14 protein-coding genes are annotated in these 17,822 nt (G+C 60.7%); 13 read left to right on the forward strand and 1 reads right to left on the reverse strand.

The window, feature by feature from the left end:
- Positions 1 to 105: 105 nt before the first annotated feature.
- The 11 genes from ACYVIT_RS10325 (at position 106) to ACYVIT_RS10375 (ending at position 14,469) form a co-directional block, all read left to right on the forward strand.
- Positions 106 to 702 carry a DUF4136 domain-containing protein gene (locus tag ACYVIT_RS10325; protein WP_415805639.1) on the forward strand — a complete coding sequence of 199 codons (597 nt, stop codon included), beginning with the start codon at positions 106 to 108 and terminating at the stop codon, positions 700 to 702.
- Positions 699 to 1,886 (forward strand): DUF3734 domain-containing protein, encoded by a 1,188-nt coding sequence (locus ACYVIT_RS10330; RefSeq protein ID WP_415805640.1) that lies wholly within the window; start codon positions 699 to 701, stop codon positions 1,884 to 1,886. Before ACYVIT_RS10325 ends, ACYVIT_RS10330 begins: the two co-directional genes overlap by 4 nt.
- A gap of 183 nt (positions 1,887 to 2,069) precedes the next feature.
- Positions 2,070 to 3,290, forward strand: coding sequence for an efflux RND transporter periplasmic adaptor subunit (locus ACYVIT_RS10335; protein ID WP_415805641.1), 1,221 nt, complete (start codon positions 2,070 to 2,072; stop codon positions 3,288 to 3,290).
- A gap of 62 nt (positions 3,291 to 3,352) precedes the next feature.
- Positions 3,353 to 6,583 (forward strand): multidrug efflux RND transporter permease subunit, encoded by a 3,231-nt coding sequence (locus ACYVIT_RS10340; RefSeq protein ID WP_415805642.1) that lies wholly within the window; start codon positions 3,353 to 3,355, stop codon positions 6,581 to 6,583.
- 44 nt (positions 6,584 to 6,627) lie between these two features.
- A complete protein-coding gene (locus tag ACYVIT_RS10345; RefSeq protein WP_415805643.1) occupies positions 6,628 to 8,214 on the forward strand; it encodes an efflux transporter outer membrane subunit in 1,587 nt (528 codons plus the stop codon).
- 87 nt (positions 8,215 to 8,301) lie between these two features.
- Entirely contained in the window at positions 8,302 to 9,042 is a 741-nt protein-coding gene (gene pdxJ, locus ACYVIT_RS10350; RefSeq protein WP_415805644.1) for a pyridoxine 5'-phosphate synthase, read from the forward strand.
- 10 nt (positions 9,043 to 9,052) lie between these two features.
- The gene (gene acpS, locus ACYVIT_RS10355) at positions 9,053 to 9,490 is read left to right on the forward strand and encodes a holo-ACP synthase (RefSeq protein WP_415805645.1); all 438 of its coding nucleotides are present in this window, start codon (positions 9,053 to 9,055) and stop codon (positions 9,488 to 9,490) included.
- Positions 9,491 to 9,535: 45 nt separating this feature from the next.
- Positions 9,536 to 10,591: a beta-N-acetylhexosaminidase gene (gene nagZ / locus ACYVIT_RS10360; RefSeq protein ID WP_415805646.1), complete on the forward strand. Its 1,056-nt coding sequence runs from the start codon at positions 9,536 to 9,538 to the stop codon at positions 10,589 to 10,591.
- Positions 10,554 to 12,383, forward strand: a complete 1,830-nt coding sequence (gene uvrC / locus ACYVIT_RS10365; RefSeq protein WP_460478193.1) for an excinuclease ABC subunit UvrC — start codon at positions 10,554 to 10,556, stop codon at positions 12,381 to 12,383. The genes nagZ and uvrC overlap by 38 nt, the downstream gene beginning before the upstream one ends.
- A gap of 81 nt (positions 12,384 to 12,464) precedes the next feature.
- Positions 12,465 to 13,037: a CDP-diacylglycerol--glycerol-3-phosphate 3-phosphatidyltransferase gene (pgsA, locus tag ACYVIT_RS10370; RefSeq protein WP_415805648.1), complete on the forward strand. Its 573-nt coding sequence runs from the start codon at positions 12,465 to 12,467 to the stop codon at positions 13,035 to 13,037.
- A 145-nt stretch (positions 13,038 to 13,182) separates the two neighbouring features.
- Positions 13,183 to 14,469: an MFS transporter gene (locus ACYVIT_RS10375; RefSeq protein WP_415805649.1), complete on the forward strand. Its 1,287-nt coding sequence runs from the start codon at positions 13,183 to 13,185 to the stop codon at positions 14,467 to 14,469.
- A 99-nt stretch (positions 14,470 to 14,568) separates the two neighbouring features.
- Here ACYVIT_RS10375 and ACYVIT_RS10380 read toward each other — a convergent pair whose 3' ends face one another.
- Complete coding sequence (locus ACYVIT_RS10380) at positions 14,569 to 15,492, reverse strand: LysR substrate-binding domain-containing protein (protein WP_415805650.1); 924 nt, start codon at positions 15,490 to 15,492, stop codon at positions 14,569 to 14,571.
- Positions 15,493 to 15,600: 108 nt separating this feature from the next.
- Between ACYVIT_RS10380 and ACYVIT_RS10385 the strand changes: the two genes are divergently transcribed.
- Positions 15,601 to 16,188, forward strand: a complete 588-nt coding sequence (locus ACYVIT_RS10385; RefSeq protein ID WP_415805651.1) for a cysteine dioxygenase family protein — start codon at positions 15,601 to 15,603, stop codon at positions 16,186 to 16,188.
- Between the two features lie 41 nt (positions 16,189 to 16,229).
- Positions 16,230 to 17,810 carry a rhodanese-like domain-containing protein gene (locus ACYVIT_RS10390; protein ID WP_415805652.1) on the forward strand — a complete coding sequence of 527 codons (1,581 nt, stop codon included), beginning with the start codon at positions 16,230 to 16,232 and terminating at the stop codon, positions 17,808 to 17,810.
- Positions 17,811 to 17,822 lie beyond the last annotated feature (12 nt).

Below are 17,822 nucleotides of genomic sequence, written 5' to 3' on the forward strand. Positions count from 1 at the left end.
GACGAAAGACACGATGTTGCCACAACTGAACGCGAATGAGATTCCATTGCAAGTTTACAAACTTCAAGGCATGATGTTCGCGCATTTACTGCGGAGAATGTCGTTATGAAACGCGTTGCGCTTGTCCCGGCCCTGGCTATGGTGGGATTGTTGGCCGCCTGCTCGTCCGGCCCCACGATCCGCAGTGATTATGATCACAGCGCGAACTTTGCCCAGTATCGCAGTTTTGGTTTCATGTCGCCGTTGGGCACCGACAAGGCAGGGTACAGCACGCTGCTGACTGAACGCTTGAAATCCGCCACCCGCAGCCAAATGGAAATGCGCGGCTACGTCTACGCCGAGCAGTCTCCCGACCTATTGATCAACTTCAATGCAAAATTGCAGCAGAAGACCCAGGTAACCCCTGCGGCGCCGATGGGCCCGTACTATGGTTATCGCGCGGGCTTCTACGGCGGTTGGCCGGGCTACGCCTGGGGCAATGACGTGTATCAGTACACCGAGGGTACGTTGAATATCGATCTAATCGATGCGCGCCGCAAGCAATTGGTCTGGGAGGGTGTCAGCGTTGGCGTCATCGACGACCAGGCGACTGCCTCTTCTGCACAGAATGTGGACGCCAATGTGGCGCAGATATTCCAACGCTATCCGTTCCGAGAGGGCAGCGGTACGCCGCAAATGCCTCAATCGACCAAGGCTCAATGAGTGTGACGCGATCCGATTCATGTGCGTGTCCGCCAGAGACTGACGGCTACGAGACCATCGCCTTGGTTTTACAAGGCGGTGGCGCGCTGGGCTCGTATCAGGCAGGGGTCTATCAGGGGCTGCACGAGGCCGGCATCCGTCCGAACTGGATAGCCGGGATTTCGATCGGCTCGATCAATGCCGCGATTATTGCGGGCTCGCCGCCCGATGAGCGTGTGGAACGTTTGCGCGGGTTTTGGGAAACCATTTGCCGGCCTACCGGGTTTGCTTCCTTGCCATGGGGCGAGGCCTGGGCCCGGTTGTTCCAGGGCGTTCCGTTTGGCTTTGGCTCACCCGCGATGAACGGTCAATTGGCGGCTTTCCATGCATTGACATCGGGTCAGCCGGGTTTTTTCAAGCTGCGCTATCCACCTCCCTATTTGATGCATAGCGGCCCGCAAGCAACCAGCTTCTATGACACCTCGCCGCTGGTGGAGACGCTCAATCGCTACGTGGATTTTGATTTGCTCAACCGCGGAGACGTGCGCGCCAGCTTTGGGGCCGTGAATGTGCGGACAGGCAATTTTGCGTATTTCGACAGCACGACGACGCGGTTGCGGGCCGAGCACATCATGGCGTCCGGGGCGTTGCCGCCCGGGTTCCCCGCGGTAGAGATCGACGGCGAGTACTACTGGGATGGCGGTGTGGTGTCGAATACGCCGCTGTCTCAAGTGTTGTCTGCGCATCCGATGCCGGACACGCTGGCTTTTCAGGTGGATCTCTGGCCCGCCCGAGGGGCATTGCCTACCAATCTCGAAGAAGTCGCGGAGCGTCAGAAGGATATTCAATACTCCAGCCGCACCCGTACGGTGACGAACATTTATCAACGCATCTTGAAATTGCGCCGCGGATTGCAGCGCGTGTTGGAACGTTTGCCCGAGGACGAGCGCTGCAGTGCGGAGCTGGCCGATATCCGCGAGTTGGCATGCACGCCAGCAGTGAATGTCGTCAATTTGATCTACGAAGCCAAACACTACGAACGCAATTCAAAGGACTATGAGTTTGGATCCGAGGCCATGCGCGAACACTGGCAAAGCGGTCTGACAGACATTCAACAAACGTTGGCCATGCCGAAAGTGCTGGACCGTCCTCCTGTGGATCAAGGCTTTGTGACGCATGACATACACCGTTCGGCCAAGCGCTGAGTTCGCCTGTCAACGAGGCATCACATTGACGGCGTATCGTAATATTACGAGGGATTTGATGCCAAATTCGGTAGTTTTAGGACAAAAATAAGGTTACATTAACGGGCTTGCCGGACCTGATTATTCCTGTTCGGTACTGCGTGTGCGGGTTCGCGCGCCTTGGCTCTACTCCGTGAGGAATTCATGCGTTTTTCGCACCATCGTGTCTCTGGATTCGGTGTCGTTGCGCTTGTTGCTTTGGCATTGGCAGGCTGCAAAGAACACCCTCAAATGAATCCCGGAATGCCGCAAGTCAGCGTCATTACGGTTCAACCTCAACCCGCATCAATCGTGTCCGACTTGCCGGGCCGTGTGGACGCTGTTCGCGATGCGGAAATCCGTGCACGGGTCACAGGCATCGTGCAAAAGATCGAGTTCGAGCAAGGCAGCGAAGTCAAAGAAGGGCAACTGCTCTTCAAGATCGATCCTGCTCCCTATAAGGCAACGCGCGATCAGGCGGCCGCCCAGCTCAAACAGTCGCAGGCCGATCTGTACAGCGCCAAAGCGCTCGCAGACCGCTATGCGCCGCTGGTCAAGGCCAATGCCGTCAGCAAACAGGAATACGACAACGCCGTGGCCAGCTATCGTCAGGCCGAGGCTGCTGTTGCGGCTGCCAAGGCCAACCTGGACGCGGCTGCGATCAATCTGGGGTACACGGATGTCACCTCGCCGATCACAGGAATCATCGGCAAGGCCCTGGTCACCGAAGGTGCATTGGTCGAAGGAACATCGGCTACGCAGATGGCCCTGGTCCAGCAGCTCGATCCGATCTACGTCGATTTCACGCAAAGCACCGCCGATCTGGCCCAGTTGCGCCAGGCGTTTGCCAGCGGCCAGATCGAGCGCATCGGCAAAGACGCCGCACGCGTGAGCGTCGTTCAGGAGGACGGCTCCGTCTACCAACATCCCGGCAAGCTTCTGTTTACCGGGATTACGGTGGACCCGACGACCGGACAGGTCAACCTGCGTGCCGAGGTGCCCAACCCGGACGGCCTCTTGCTGCCCGGCATGTACGTGCGTGTCCGTCTGGACCAAGGGACCAATCAGCAGGCGTTGATGGTGCCTCAGCAATCCCTGCAGCGTACGGCTGATGGTCTGCAGAGCTTGATGCTTGTGAAAGACAACAAGATAGAGCAGATCGCCGTAACGACTGGTGGGGTGATCAAGGGGCAATGGCTGGTGACCAGTGGCCTGAAAGCCGGCGACGTCGTGGTTGTCGAAGGCTTCCAGAAGATCCGCCCTGGCGCGCCAGCGCAGGCCTCCCCCTGGAATCCCGGTGGACCAAGCAAAGCCGCACCGCCCACGCAGGGCAAGCCCGAAGGCGCCGCGCCACCTGCGCAGCCCGCTTCGGAGCACAAATCCTAAAACGGTACGCGGCGCGATGCGCCGCGTGCCTGTTTTCGTGAGCACTTTCCGAGTTAGCCCACATGCCGCAATTTTTTATCGATCGACCAATTTTTGCCTGGGTAGTTGCCCTGTTCGTCTTGCTGGCGGGCATATTGGCCATTCCCAATATGCCGGTCGCGCAGTACCCCGACGTGGCGCCTCCTGCCATTACGATTACTGCTACCTATCCGGGAGCCTCGTCCAAAGAGGTCGCCGAGTCGGTGACCAGTATCATCGAGGATCAGCTCAACGGCGCCAAGGGACTGCTGTATTACGAGTCCGTCAGTGACAACAACGGCCAGTCCACGATCACCGCGACGTTCTCGCCGGGTACCGACCCCGACCTGGCGCAGGTGGACGTGCAAAACCGCGTGTCGAACGTCACGGCGCAATTGCCGACGGCGGTCACGCAGCAAGGCATCCAGTATGAGCAGACCAGTGCCGGCTTTCTGATGATCGTGACGCTGTCCTCGACCGACGGCTCGTTGGATCAGACGGCATTGGCCGACTACATCACGCGCAACATTCAGAACCCCGTATCGCGGGTGCCTGGGGTAGGACAGTTTCAGCTGTTCGCCGCACCGCGTGCCATGCGGGTCTGGATCGATCCGGACAAGCTTGTTGGCTATAACCTCAGCGCATTGGATGTCAATGCTGCCATCAGCCAGCAAAACGTGCTGATTTCGGCAGGCAGCCTGGGGGCGCCTCCCAATCCGGAAAGCCAGCGCTATACGGCAACCGTCGTGGTCAATGGCCAGCTTTCGACGGTCGAAGCATTCGGCAATATCGTGCTGCGCGCCAATACCGACGGTTCGTCAGTGCGTCTGCGTGACGTCGCCCGCATCGAGGTGGGCGCTGACAACTATCAGTTTGGTGCCCGCCTCAATGGCAAGCCCACGGCGGCCTTTGCCATCGTACTGTCTCCGGACGCCAACGCCCTGGCCACCGCGCAGGGCGTACGCGACCAGATGGAATCGTTGTCGCAGTATTTCCCGGGCAACATCAAATTCGACATCCCCTACGACACGGCGCCATACGTCCAGGTCTCGATCGAGCAGGTGATCCATACCCTGGTCGAAGCCATGGTGCTGGTGTTCCTGGTGATGTTCCTGTTCCTGCAGAACGTGCGCTATACCCTCATCCCGGCGCTGGTGGTGCCGGTGGCCATGATGGGGGCATTCGCGGTGATGCTGGGGTTGGGCTTTTCCATCAACGTGTTGACCATGTTCGCCATGGTGCTGGCCATCGGTATTCTGGTGGACGACGCCATTGTGGTGGTGGAAAACGTCGAGCGCATCATGGCCGCCGAAGGCTTGTCGCCTAAAGAAGCGACCAAGAAAGCCATGCCGCAGATCAGCGGCGCCATCGTCGGGATCACGCTGGTGCTGGTGACGGTGTTCCTCCCGTTGGCCTTCATGAGCGGTTCGGTGGGCGTGATCTACCGCCAGTTCTCCGTGGCGATGGCCGTGTCCATTTTCTTCTCGGCATTCCTGGCGCTGAGTTTTACGCCCGCGTTGTGCGCCACGATCCTCAAGCCTATCCCGAAGGGGCATCACGAGGAAAAGAAAGGCTTTTTCGGCTGGTTCAACCGCAAGTTCGACGCGACGACGCATAGTTACCAAAGCTGGGTAGCCCGGATTCTGCATCGTAGCGGCCGCATGATGCTGCTGTTCCTGCTGCTGGTGGTACTGCTGGGGTGGCTGTATTTCCGTCTGCCGTCCTCGTTCCTGCCCGAAGAAGACCAAGGCTACGTGGTCAGCAACATCGAGCTGCCGACGGGGGCCAGCGCCAATCGTACGGTCGATGTGCTCAAGCAGGTCGAAGACTATTTCATGCACCTGCCGGCCGTCGAAAACGTCATCACCGTTCAGGGCTACAGCTTTAACGGTAACGGGCTGAACGCTGCGATCGCCTTCTCGACGCTCAAAGATTTCTCCGAGCGCAAGGACCCCAAGGACTCGGCAGGTGCAATTGCGTTTGCAGCCTTCGAAAAGCAATTGATGGGCATTCACGATGCACAGGTGTTTACGCTGGTGCCGCCTGCCATTTCATCGTTGGGTAACGCGACGGGTTTCGACTTGCGCCTGCAAGACCGTGGCAACGCCGGTACGGCTGCGCTGGAGCAAGCGACGGGGCAGTTGATGGAAATGGCGTCCAAGAGCCCCATCCTGTCCCAAGTGCGTATCACTGGGCTGCAGCCCGGTCCGCAATTGACCTTGAAGATCGACCGTGACAAGGCCGCGGCCCAAGGGGTGGATTTCCAAGCCGCCGCTACGCTGATCGCGACTTCGCTGGGGTCGAGCTACATCGACAAATTCCCCAATATGGGGCGCATGCAGAACATCTGGGTGCAGGCCGAGGCCAGCCACCGTATGCAGGCGGACGAGATCCTCAAGATGAACGTCGCCAATAGCCAGGGCCAGATGGTGCCCCTGTCCTCGTTCGTGTCGTACGACTGGACACAAGGGCCGGTGCAGGTCGTGCGCTATAACAGCTACGAGTCCATGCGGATAGGCGGTGACGCCGCGCCGGGCTACACCACGGGTGAAGCCATGGCCGAAATGGAGCGCCTGGTGGGCCAACTGCCCTCGGGCTTCGGCTACGAATGGAACGGCTTGTCGTATCAGGAGCGCCAGGCAGGTAACCAGGCTCCCATCCTGATGGGGCTGGCGCTGCTGGTGGTGTTCCTGGTGCTGGCTGCGCTGTACGAGAGCTGGGCAATTCCCTTGTCGGTCATGCTGGTGGTGCCGTTGGGGATGCTGGGCGCGGTCGGGTTGGTGTCTCTGCTGGGCATGTCCAACGACGTGTACTTCCAGGTGGGGATGGTGACCGTGATCGGTCTGGCGGCCAAGAACGCCATTCTGATCGTGGAATTCGCCAAGGACCAGTACGCCCGCGGTATGGGTCTGTACGAGGCCACGGTCGAGGCGGCGCGTCTGCGTTTCCGCCCGATTCTGATGACCTCGCTGGCGTTCATCCTGGGCGTGGTTCCGCTGGCTTTGGCTAGTGGTGCGGGCGCTGCCAGCCAAAAGGCCGTGGGTATCGGTGTGTTGGGCGGCATGTTGGCGGCGACGCCTTTTGCCGTGATTTTCGTGCCCACGTTCTTTGTGGTGATGCTCAGCCTTTTCAAGACCAAGCCTCGTTTGCTGGGTAATGAGCTCAAGGCCTTCGAGGCCGAGCAGGCCGAAAAACGCGCTCGCGAAGCCGCCGAGGACTCGTCCGCCAACGGCACTACGGCTCGCCCGGCAGACGATCAGGAGAGCAAGCAATGAGTGCTCTGATGTCTAAACGAGATAAGTCATCTATGCGGCGCGACATGTTGCAGCCATCTTCGAAATATCAACGCGCCACGCTGTCGCTGTGCCTGGCCGCGCTGTTGGGCGGGTGCTCGCTGGCGCCCGATTATCATCGTCCCGAGTCTCCTGTTCCGGGAGATTGGCCGACGCAACCCAAAGTGCAATTCGGCTCGGCTGCCGGTCAGGTCACGTTGTCCGAACAGCCGGCCTCGGCCGTGGCGCCTGCGTCGACGGTGCCCGCGGCCGATATCGGTTGGCGCGAATTTTTCCGCGATCCGCGCCTGCAGGCCTTGATCGAGCTGGCGTTGGCCAATAACCGTGATCTGCGTGTCGCGGTCGAAAGCGTCGAAGAGGCGCGCGCCCAATACGGCGTGCAGCGCGGCGCGCAGTGGCCCAGCATCGGTGCCGGTATCGACGGCACGCGCCAACGCATGCCGCCCAATATGCGGGTGGGGGGTGAAGACTCGCCTTCGGTGACCAGCAGTTATCAGGCTGGCGTCGGGATGACGTCGTTCGAGATCGACTTGTTTGGCCGCTTGCGCAGTCTGTCAGACGCCGCCTATCAAACCTATCTTGCCAGCGAGCAATCGCAACGCAGCGTTCATATCACGCTGGTCGGCGCTGTGGCTCAAGCCTACTTCAACATGCGCGCGGCCGATGTCCAGCTGGATCTCACCCGCAAGACGCTGGCTGCCCGCCAAGAGTCCTACAACCTGGTCAAACGCCGTTTCGACGGCGGCGTGGCGTCAGAGATGGAGTTGAACCAGTCCAAGAGCCTGCTGGATTCGGCCTCGGCCGATCTGGCGCAATTGGCGCGGTTGCGCGCGCAGTCCGTCAACGCATTGACCGTGCTGGTCGGCGTGCCACTGCCGGACGACCTGCCAGCGCCAGCGGAGTTCGGCCGGGATCAGTTGCTGGCTACCGTGCCGGGTGGGCTACCCTCCGATTTGCTCGAGCGTCGTCCCGACATCATGGCGGCGGAGAACAACCTGAAATCGGCCAATGCCAACATCGGCGCAGCCCGGGCGGCGTTCTTCCCCACGATTTCCCTGACCGGGATGCTGGGGGTCGCGAGCCCTTCGTTGGGTACCTTGTTCCGCGGTGGGCAAGGGGCGTGGAGCTTCTCGCCATCCATCACGACGCCGATATTTGCCGGTGGCAGCATTCGCGAGGGATTGAACCTGGCCAACGCGCGTAACAACATTGCCGTGGCGCAGTACGAGCAGACCATCCAGCAGGCTTTCCAGGAGGTTTCCGATGCCTTGGCAGGCGAGGCGACCTATGGGGCTCAGGTCGAGTCGCTACGTTCCTTGCAGGACTCGACCGCGCGCACATTGGAGCTCTCCAATCTGCGTTATGTGAATGGCATCGACAGCTACTTGCAGGTGCAGTCTGCCCAGGTTGATTATTTCAACGCTCAGTTGAGTCTGGTCCAGGCCGGCCTGGCCGCGCTGAACAATCGCGTGGCACTGTACAAGGCCCTGGGCGGTGGCTGGTCGGAGATCACTCCTACGGCCAGCAACGCAAATGGGGCGTCAGGCGGCAATCCGGCGGATACGGGCGCTACCACGCCCGGTACATCGGCGACGCCACCATCCGGCTCCTGATCTGAGAGTTACACTTGAGGGCGGCATCCGATATCCTGATCTGCGGGATATCGGAGCCGCCCTTTTAGATTCATCCACGACAGCATCATGATAGAACTTGGCGTCAACATCGATCACGTGGCGACGCTGCGTCAGCAGCGCCACACGACTTATCCCGACCCGATCCAGGCCGCTTTGCGGGCGGAGGATGCCGGGGCCGATCTGATTACCCTGCATCTGCGCGAAGATCGCCGTCACATTCAGGATGCCGACGTGCACGCCATCCGCCCGCTGCTGCGCACCCGCATGAATCTGGAATGTGCGATCACGCCCGAAATGCTCGAGATCGCGTGCCAAGTTCGTCCCAGCGACGTGTGCCTGGTGCCCGAAAAACGCACCGAACTCACGACCGAGGGCGGTTTGGACGTCGCGGGCGCGTTGCCCGCCGTCACCAGCGCCGTGGCTCGTCTGCAGCAGGCAGGTATCCGCGTCTCTCTGTTTATTGATCCCGAACCGGCGCAGATCCAGGCGGCCGTTCAAGCCGGTGCTCCAGTCATCGAACTGCATACGGGAGCCTATGCCGAGGCAGAGGGTGATCAGGTGCGCCAGGAACTCGAGCGCGTGCGTGCGGGAGTGGCCGAGGGTCTGCGGCATGGATTGCGTGTCAATGCCGGCCATGGGTTGCACTATGGCAACGTGGCGCCTGTCGCGGCGATGGACGGTATTTCTGAACTCAATATCGGTCATGCCATTGTGGCGCAGGCTGTGTTCGACGGCTGGGACAAGGCCGTACGCGACATGAAGGCGCTCATGGTGCAGGCACGTTTGCAGGCCGTGCGCGGCCGCTGAGTCTTGTCTCATGTCTGACGCCCCCGCCCATTCACCGCCAGAGCCGGCCAGCAGTATTGCCGGCATCGGCATGGACTTGCTGCGCATTGATCGTATCGAGCGCGCGTTGGCGCGTCATGGGGATCGATTCGCCGAGAAAATCCTCGGTCCCGAGGAACTGCAGAAATTCCATGCCCGACGCGCCCGGGACGCTGCCCGTGGCGTGCGTTTTCTGGCTACGCGGTTTGCCGCCAAAGAGGCATTCTCCAAGGCGATCGGCCTGGGAATGCGCATGCCCATGACCTGGACGCGCGTACAAGTGCTCAACGCGCCCAGTGGCCGTCCGGTCCTGGTCATCGCGCCGAGCCTGCTGGAATGGTACACGCCGCGTTTCGGTGTGGCGCATGTCTCCATTACCGATGAATCCGATATGGCTGCCGCGTACGTCATCGTCGAGCGCAAGGTCTAGTGCCTGCCGGATTCCTCTTTTTCTCTCATCAAAGGACCAGACCGTATGGCCAAGAAACATAAAACCTTGTTGCCCCCCGGCCCCGTCATGGTGGATGTGGCAGGCACCACATTGACCAAAGCAGAGAAAGCACGCCTGCGCCACCCGCTGGTGGGTGGGGTGATCTTGTTTGCCCGAAATTTCGAGAGCCGCAAGCAGTTGTGCGAGCTGACACGCCAGATCCACGGCGCTCGCCACGAGCCGCTGATGATCGCAGTCGATCATGAAGGCGGCCGGGTGCAACGCTTTCGTGAAGACGGTTTCACTGTGTTGCCGGCCATGCGCGATTTGGGCGTGTTGTGGGACCGCGATCCCTTGACCGCCATGCGACTGGCTACCGAGGCGGGCTATGTGCTGGCAGCCGAGTTGCGCGCCTGTGGCGTGGATCTGAGCTTCACCCCGGTGCTGGACCTGGATTACGGCGTGAGCAAAGTCATCGGCACGCGCGCTTTTCACCGCGATCCTCGCGTGGTAGCCATGCTGGCGCGCGCGGTGGCTCAGGGCCTGGCACAGGCCGGGATGGCTGCGTGCGGCAAGCATTTCCCGGGACATGGTTTTGTAGGGGCGGATTCGCATCACGAGATGCCGGTCGACCCGCGCCCGCTGGAGCGTATCCTTAGTGAGGACGCCGCACCGTATGCTTGGCTGGGCGATGCCGTCATTCCGGCAGTCATGCCCGCACACGTGATTTATCCCAAGGTGGATAAACAGCCCGCGGGCTTTTCCCGCCGGTGGGTGCAAGACATTTTGCGTGAGCGCCTGGGCTACCAGGGGGTGGTGTTTTCCGACGACCTGACCATGGAGGGCGCCACGGTGGCGGGCGATATCCTCGCGCGCGCCCAAGCCGCCTTGGGCGCAGGCTGCGACATGGTGTTGGTGTGCAATCGCCCGGACCTGGCCGATGATCTGCTGTCCCGCCTGGACGTGACGCACTCACCCGAATCGGTCGAACGTATCCGCCGATTGATGCCCCGTTTTGCCGCTCCCTCCTGGAAGGCCCTGCAGGCCGAGACTCGCTACCAGCATGCCCGACGACTTCAATCTCAAATCGTTTCTGGCTGATCTGCCGCACCTGCCCGGCGTCTATCGACACTTGGACGCCGAGGGTGTGGTGATGTATGTGGGCAAGGCGCGTGATCTGAAAAAACGCGTCTCCTCATATTTCCAGAAAAATCTGGCCAGCCCGCGAATTGCCCAGATGGTTGCCAAGGTGGCGCGTGTCGAGGTCACGGTCACGCGTTCCGAGGCCGAAGCACTGCTCTTGGAGAACAATCTCATCAAGAGCCTGCGGCCGCGTTACAACATCCTGTTTCGCGATGACAAGTCGTACCCGTATCTGTGGATCACGGGGCACGAATGGCCGCGCGTGGCCTACTATCGCGGCGCGACGAACAAGCGCGGCCAATATTTTGGTCCGTTTCCCAACGCCTGGGCCGTGCGCGAGACCATTCAGATCCTGCAAAAGGTTTTTCGTCTGCGTACGTGCGAGGACACCGTCTTCGCCAACCGCTCGCGTCCTTGTCTGTTGCATCAAATCGGCCGCTGTTCGGCGCCCTGTGTCGATGCGATCTCGGCCGAGGACTATGCCAGCGATGTGAATCGCGCGGCGCGTTTTCTCAATGGCGAGGCGCGCGAGGTGATGGGCGAGATCGAACAGCGCATGCTGCAGGCATCGACCGAGCTGCGATTCGAAGAGGCTGCCGCTTTGCGCGACCAGATGGGATCACTGGCGCGTGTGCTGCATCAGCAAACCATGGAGGACGTGGGTGGTGAGGATACCGACGTCATCGTGGTTGCTTCTGCGGGCGGCAAGGTCTGTGTCAACCTGGCGATGGTGCGCGCCGGCCGGCATTTGGGCGACAAACCTTTCTTTCCCGTGCATGTCGACGGCCAGGAGGCGCCGCAGGTGCTCGAGGCTTTCATCGCGCAGCATTACACCGATAATCCCTTGCCTCCTGTGCTGGTCTGTTCGCATGCCTTGCCCGATAGCGGCTTGATGGCTCTGTTGGCAGAGCAGGCCCAAGTCCGCCCCGCTAGAGTACTGACGCGTCCTCAAGGTGTGCGCCGCGCCTGGCTGGAGCAGGCCGTTAAAAACGCCGAAATGGCCCTGGCCCGTGCGCTGACTGAATCCGGCGCGCGCGCTGCACGGACGCTGGCGCTTGCCGAGGTGCTGGACCTGGACACCGACGAGGCTGCGCTGGACGCATTGCGTATCGAGTGCTTCGATATCAGCCATACCGCTGGCGAGGCGACGCAGGCCTCCTGCGTCGTGTTCCTGCATCACGATATGCAGCCGTCTCAATATCGCCGCTACAACATCGCGGGGATCACGCCGGGCGACGACTATGCCGCCATGCGCCAGGTATTGACCCGGCGCTTTGGCAAGGTCGCCGATGGCGAGGCGCCAATGCCCGGGCTCGTCTTGATCGACGGTGGCAAGGGCCAGGTCGAGATTGCGCGCCAGGTCTTCGCCGAACTGGGGCTGGACATACAAACGCTGGTTGGCGTGGCCAAAGGCGAAGGGCGTAAGGTCGGGCTGGAAACGCTGGTGTTCGCCGACGGCCGTCCGCCGGTGGCATTAGGCGGGGAATCGGCCGCGCTGATGCTCATCGCCCAGGTCCGGGACGAGGCCCACCGTTTTGCGATCACGGGCATGCGGGCTCGGCGCGCCAAGGCGCGCAACGTCTCGCGTCTCGAGGAAATCGAGGGTGTGGGAGCGCGCCGCCGTCAGCGCCTGCTGGCCCGTTTTGGCGGGTTTTCGGGGGTGGCATCCGCCAGTATCGAGGACCTGGCCTCAGTGGACGGCATTTCGCACGATCTGGCTGAGCGTATCTACGAGGCCTTGCATGGATAAACTGCCTGCCGCTGGCTATTTCCCCACCCTGGCGCGTCCTGCCAAGAGTTTTTCACGCCGGTGATGTAGCATACGTTCATTATGCCAATCAATGTGCCGATTATCCTGACGTGGCTGCGTATCGCCATGATCCCGCTGGTAGTGGGGCTGTTTTATCTGCCCAGTAGCTGGATGGCTGAGCCTGCCCGCGACACCTTGGCCGCCTGGGCCTTTATCATTGCCGCCCTGACCGACTGGTTTGACGGTTGGCTGGCCCGCCGCTGGAACCAGACCTCGGCGTTTGGCGCATTTCTGGACCCCGTAGCGGACAAGCTCATGGTCTGCGCCGCGCTCATCGTCCTGCTCGATCTCGGCAGGGTAGACGCCTTTATTTCGCTAATCATCATCGGGCGCGAGATAACGATTTCGGCATTGCGGGAATGGATGGCCAAGATCGGCGCCAGCGCCAGCGTCGCCGTGCATCGCCTGGGCAAATTCAAGACCGCTGCGCAGATGGTCGCTATCCCGTGCCTGCTCTACGATCAACAGCTGTTCGGGATGTCCAGCCGGCTCCTGGGCGATATATTGATTGTGATTGCGGCCGTGTTGACGGTGTGGTCGATGTTCTATTACCTGCAACGCGCCTGGCCTGCCATTCGTGAAAAGTCTCAATAGACAAGCCAGGTTTTAAGGAGGGTTGAGATTCCGGCATCGCGGCGAATTCAATAACCCGATATCGCGGCTGAGATCTCGACAATGATATTTACGCAGTGGCGCTGCGCGAGCCGCGCCTTTTGCGTTGAGATGAGTTTTGCTTGCCATGCATTCCGCCGCAGATACCGTTACGCTGGATTCCCCTGATCTTCGCCGCCGCGATTGGCTGACGATCCTGTTGATCGGTGTCGTGCACGCCTCGTCGCATTTCTTTCAATTGGTGCTGCCCTCGCTGTATGTATCCTTGGGCACGGCGTTTGATCTGGATTTTGCTCGGCTCGGCCTGCTGGTCTCGACGTTTTATGTCGTTTCGGGCATAGGCCAGGCATCGTCCGGTTTTGTGGTGGATCGGATCGGCGCCAGACCTGTGCTGTGGTTCGGCCTGACGTGCTTTGTCTTGTCGGGCGTCTTGATCGGCTCGGCCAACGGTTACCTGATGCTATTGATAGCAGCGGTGCTCGGCGGCATCGGCAACTCGGTATTCCACCCCGCGGACTATTCCATCATCAACCATCGCGTCAGTCCGGCACGGTTGGGCCATGCTTTCAGCACGCATGGGTTGACGGGGAACCTGGGATGGGCGTTGACGCCGGTTTTCATCACCTCGATCACCCTATTGGCCGACTGGCGGGTGGCGGCGTTCAGCGCAGCGGGCCTGGTGGCTGTGGTGTTGCTGCTGGCGATCGTGGGACGCGACCTGTTGGGGGGGCAGACTTCTGCATCCGACACGGTTCAGGCCAAAGCAACGGCGAGCACGCCTGCCCCTCAAGAAAGTGTATTGACGACCTTGATGACTTTGCTGGCCAAGCCCGCATTGTGGGGCGCCTTTCTGTTTTTCGCCTTCACGTCGATTGCACTGTCGTCGGTTCAGAACTACACGATTCCGCTCTTGGGTGAGTTGTATGACTTGTCCAAAGTCGTCGCCAGCTCGGCGTTGTCCGGGTATATGGTGGCGTCGGCTCTCGGGATGGCAGCGGGAGGTTTTCTCGTGTCTGCCAACCCGCGCACCGAGTTGACCGTCACCGTGGCGCTGATCCTGGCTGGCGTTACCTTGGTCGTCCTCGCCCTGGGAATGGTGCCTCCTGGCTGGGCGGCATTAGTCGTTGGTCTGGCCGGCTTCTGTTCCGGCGTCGCTGCCCCATCGCGAGATATGCTGATCCGGCGCGTTACGCCAAAGGGCGCGACGGGCTCCGTGTATGGCCTGGTCTACTCGGGCATGGATGTGGGGTCGGCGCTGGGCCCACTGGGATTCGGCCTGCTGCTGGATGCCGGGATGAGTCACGGCCCCTGGATCGGGGCGGGCATCGCATTTGCCGTAGCAGCCTTGCTGGCACAGTGGATCGCCGTGCAGGCGCGCAAGGCGAGCGCGCCGTTGGCGGCCGCGGCACGTTAAGGGGGAGTCAGGGCTTGGTCTCTCCGAGCAGGCCTGGCGGTTCGAGAGGGTTACAGAGAGCGGTACATCTGATTCAGGCAAAGGCTCCCACCAGCCTGATCAGACTGCAAAGCGGACATGATTTCCGCTGCCGAGCACATCCCCCGGGCGATTCTCTCGATCGGCGCTGCGCAGCAGCCGCATATTGCTCTTGAGCATGTCAAAGACCCGTCGCGTCAGCGGCCGCACGACGTTATTACGCACGAATAAGTAATACTCAACGTCGGGCAGGCGCGGCATGCCGTCGTTTTCTCCCAGCACACGGAAATCCGTTCCGATCAGCTCGATACCTCGCGCGGTCACGCCAAGCCCGGCACGCAGGGCTGCTTTGATTCCTATCAGGCTCGATGAGGTATAGCTGGGCGACCAACGAATGCCGGCGTCGTCCAGCGCCTCCTGGGCCAGGCGTCGGAACAGGCTGGGGCCGTCGGCCAGGACAAGCGGGATAGGTTTGCTGGTATCCAGCACATAGCTGGACGAGCAGACCCACACCGTGGGAGAAGTGCGTAATACGACGCCCTCCAGCGTGGGGTCATGACGATTGGAAATCGTCATGTCGATCTCGCCGCGGTGCAGAGATTCCATCAAAAACGGGCTGCGCCCCACGTGGATATCGATTTGCAGCAGCGGCGAATGACGAGCGATTTGCGCGAGCAACGGAGGAAGCATGTTGTCGGCCACATCGTGGGGCGCACCAATGCGCAGCACGCCCTCCAGGCTGCCTTGCTGCAGGTTGCGCAAGGCTTCGTCATTGACCGATAGCAGGTGCCGCGCGTAGTCCAGCAGCCGCTCGCCGTGCGGGGTCAGACGCTTTTGCCGCCCGCGCCGCTCAAAAATTGCGCGGCCGAGCTGGCTTTCGAGTCGCTGCATCTGTTGCGACACGGCGGACTGCGTTCGGCCCAGATGAATGGCCGCCGCAGCAAAGCCGCCCTGTTCCTGGATGACGGTCAGCGTTCTCAGTGTGTCGAGGTCTAGCGTCTGCATATATCAGTTTTACTAATCGATTTCGACTCGATTCTAGATTGTTTCGCCCTCCGCCTGCGCCTATATTTTCAATCAACATAGTTTGGAAACTTTTCAAAGGGTGAAAGCATGAGCGTATCGGCAGAGCGTACCCAGGCGGTACAGAGCGCCATTGAGCAAGTCAAGCAGATCGCAGAAGCGGGCGAACTCAGTCGAGCTGGCCTCGACGCCATCCTGGTGCAACTGAATCGATTAGCCGCACGCAGGGAATTGTGGAGTGAACAGGCGTTTGCTGCACCGCAAGATGGCGAGTTGCAGGCGCGCTATCTGATTTCCGAAGAACCTGACCAGAGTTATGCCCTGTACCTCAATGTCATGCGGCCGGGTAAACGCATCGTGCCGCACAACCATACGACCTGGGCTTGTATCAGCGCCGTCGAGGGCGTCGAGCTCAATCGGGTCTATGAGCGCCTGGACGATGGCAGCGTGCCGGGCCGTGCCCAGTTGCGAGAGTCTGGCCAGGTCATGGTCGAGCCTGGAACGGGAATCGCGTTGATGCCCGAGGACATTCATTCGGTGGAGATTCTGCCGGGGCAGGTCATCCGTCATTTGCATCTGTACGGACGTGCGTTGGAAACGTTGACCCAGCGGACGGGCTATGACCTGGAAAACGGGACGTGCGAAACGATGTCGATCGGCGTACAGACGCGCCGCTGATCACAGCTGGTTTTCATTCATTCATCTTTTCGTTGCGGAACATGCATTTAATTAACGCGCAAACCCTGAAGTCCTGGTTGCATGACGGCGCTGAGATTGCGCTTTTTGATGTACGAGAGCATGGGCAATATGGTGAGTCTCACTTGTTCTATGGCATCACATTGCCGTACAGCCGATTGGAACTGGACGTGCAGCGCCTGGCGCCGCGCAAACAAGTGCGCACGGTGGTCTACGATGATGATGGACACGGCGTAGCCCAGGCTGCGGCGCAACGACTGACCGAACTGGGTTATTCCAACGTGCACATCCTCGACGGAGGAACAGCGGCTTGGCAAGCCGCGGGCTATATCTTGTTTGCCGGCGTGAACGTGCCATCCAAGGCCTTTGGCGAGTTGGTCGAGCAGATCTACGAGACGCCGCATGTGACTGCCACCGAGTTGAATGCCATGTTGCAGTCGGGCGAGGATGTTGTCGTACTGGACGGCCGGCCGTATGCGGAATATCGCAAGATGTCGATCCCGACCGCGACGAGTTGTCCGAACGGTGAGTTGGCCTATCGCGTGCAGCGTATCGTGCCGAACGCCAGAACGCATATCGTGATCAATTGTGCCGGCCGCACGCGCAGCATCATCGGCGCGCAGACCTTGATCAACCTGGGTCTACCCAACCGCGTGTCCGCGTTGCAAAGCGGTACGCAGGGCTGGATGTTGGACGATCTGGTTCTGGACCATGGCGCGAGCCGGCGTTATGGCGAGCCGAGCGATGATCTGCCGGCTATCAGACGGTCCGTCCAGGAACTGGCGAAACGTTATGAGGTGCCGACCGTTGATACGTCGACCGTACAGCGCTGGGATGAGGATGCGCAGCGATCGCTTTTCTTGTGCGATGTCCGCACGCCCGAAGAGTACGCAGCCGGCACCTTGCCTGGTGCTGTGCACACGCCTGGCGGTCAACTGATCCAGGCCACTGATCAGTACATCGGTGTACGTCGCGCACGATTGGTTTTGTTTGACGATGATGGCGTGCGAGCACCGGTTGTCGCCAGTTGGCTGCGCCAGTTGGGACACGATGTGTATGTATTGGACGGTGGACTGGCGAGCGGTTTGACATTGGCAGCGCCTGCTTCACCCGGCATGCCTCAACCCTCGTTGATCGACGCGGCAACGCTAGCAGAACAATTGCGTCAGCCTGCACCTCCCATGGTCATCGATGTGGGCGCCAGCATGCGTTTTCGCCAGGCGCACATTCCCGGATCGCGTTGGTCGATACGGCCGCGTCTTGTGACCGATCTGCAAGGCATCGACGCGCCTGTCGTGCTGGTGGCCGACGAACCTGGTGTTGCTGCCTGCGCAGCGACAGAGCTGGATGGGCTCGGCATGTCGGTAAACGTGTTAGCGGGCGGATTGCAGGCCTGGGTCGACGCGGGCTTGCCCGTACAGTCCAGCCCGCAGTCACCCGCGGATGGCGAGTGCATTGATTACTTGTTCTTTGTCCATGACCGGCACAGCGGCAACAAGGCTGCGGCACGCCAGTATCTGGAATGGGAAATCAACCTCATCGCGCAACTCGATGAATTCGAGAAGGCCGAGTTTCGCTTGCCATCGTTTCAGGCCGATGCCTGATCCATATCTGTC

Source organism: Bordetella muralis (genome assembly GCF_054781015.1).

What these genes read in the sequence shown, in the direction of transcription:
- ACYVIT_RS10325 (WP_415805639.1), top strand. Translation starts at nt 106, where the DNA reads ATGAAACGCGTTGCGCTTGTCCCGGCCCTGGCTATGGTGGGATTGTTG.
- ACYVIT_RS10330 (WP_415805640.1), top strand. Translation starts at nt 699, where the DNA reads ATGAGTGTGACGCGATCCGATTCATGTGCGTGTCCGCCAGAGACTGAC.
- ACYVIT_RS10335 (WP_415805641.1), top strand. Translation starts at nt 2,070, where the DNA reads ATGCGTTTTTCGCACCATCGTGTCTCTGGATTCGGTGTCGTTGCGCTT.
- ACYVIT_RS10340 (WP_415805642.1), top strand. Translation starts at nt 3,353, where the DNA reads ATGCCGCAATTTTTTATCGATCGACCAATTTTTGCCTGGGTAGTTGCC.
- ACYVIT_RS10345 (WP_415805643.1), top strand. Translation starts at nt 6,628, where the DNA reads ATGTTGCAGCCATCTTCGAAATATCAACGCGCCACGCTGTCGCTGTGC.
- pdxJ (WP_415805644.1), top strand. Translation starts at nt 8,302, where the DNA reads ATGATAGAACTTGGCGTCAACATCGATCACGTGGCGACGCTGCGTCAG.
- acpS (WP_415805645.1), top strand. Translation starts at nt 9,053, where the DNA reads ATGTCTGACGCCCCCGCCCATTCACCGCCAGAGCCGGCCAGCAGTATT.
- nagZ (WP_415805646.1), top strand. Translation starts at nt 9,536, where the DNA reads ATGGCCAAGAAACATAAAACCTTGTTGCCCCCCGGCCCCGTCATGGTG.
- uvrC (WP_460478193.1), top strand. Translation starts at nt 10,554, where the DNA reads ATGCCCGACGACTTCAATCTCAAATCGTTTCTGGCTGATCTGCCGCAC.
- pgsA (WP_415805648.1), top strand. Translation starts at nt 12,465, where the DNA reads ATGCCAATCAATGTGCCGATTATCCTGACGTGGCTGCGTATCGCCATG.
- ACYVIT_RS10375 (WP_415805649.1), top strand. Translation starts at nt 13,183, where the DNA reads ATGCATTCCGCCGCAGATACCGTTACGCTGGATTCCCCTGATCTTCGC.
- ACYVIT_RS10380 (WP_415805650.1), bottom strand. Translation starts at nt 15,492, where the DNA reads ATGCAGACGCTAGACCTCGACACACTGAGAACGCTGACCGTCATCCAG.
- ACYVIT_RS10385 (WP_415805651.1), top strand. Translation starts at nt 15,601, where the DNA reads ATGAGCGTATCGGCAGAGCGTACCCAGGCGGTACAGAGCGCCATTGAG.
- ACYVIT_RS10390 (WP_415805652.1), top strand. Translation starts at nt 16,230, where the DNA reads ATGCATTTAATTAACGCGCAAACCCTGAAGTCCTGGTTGCATGACGGC.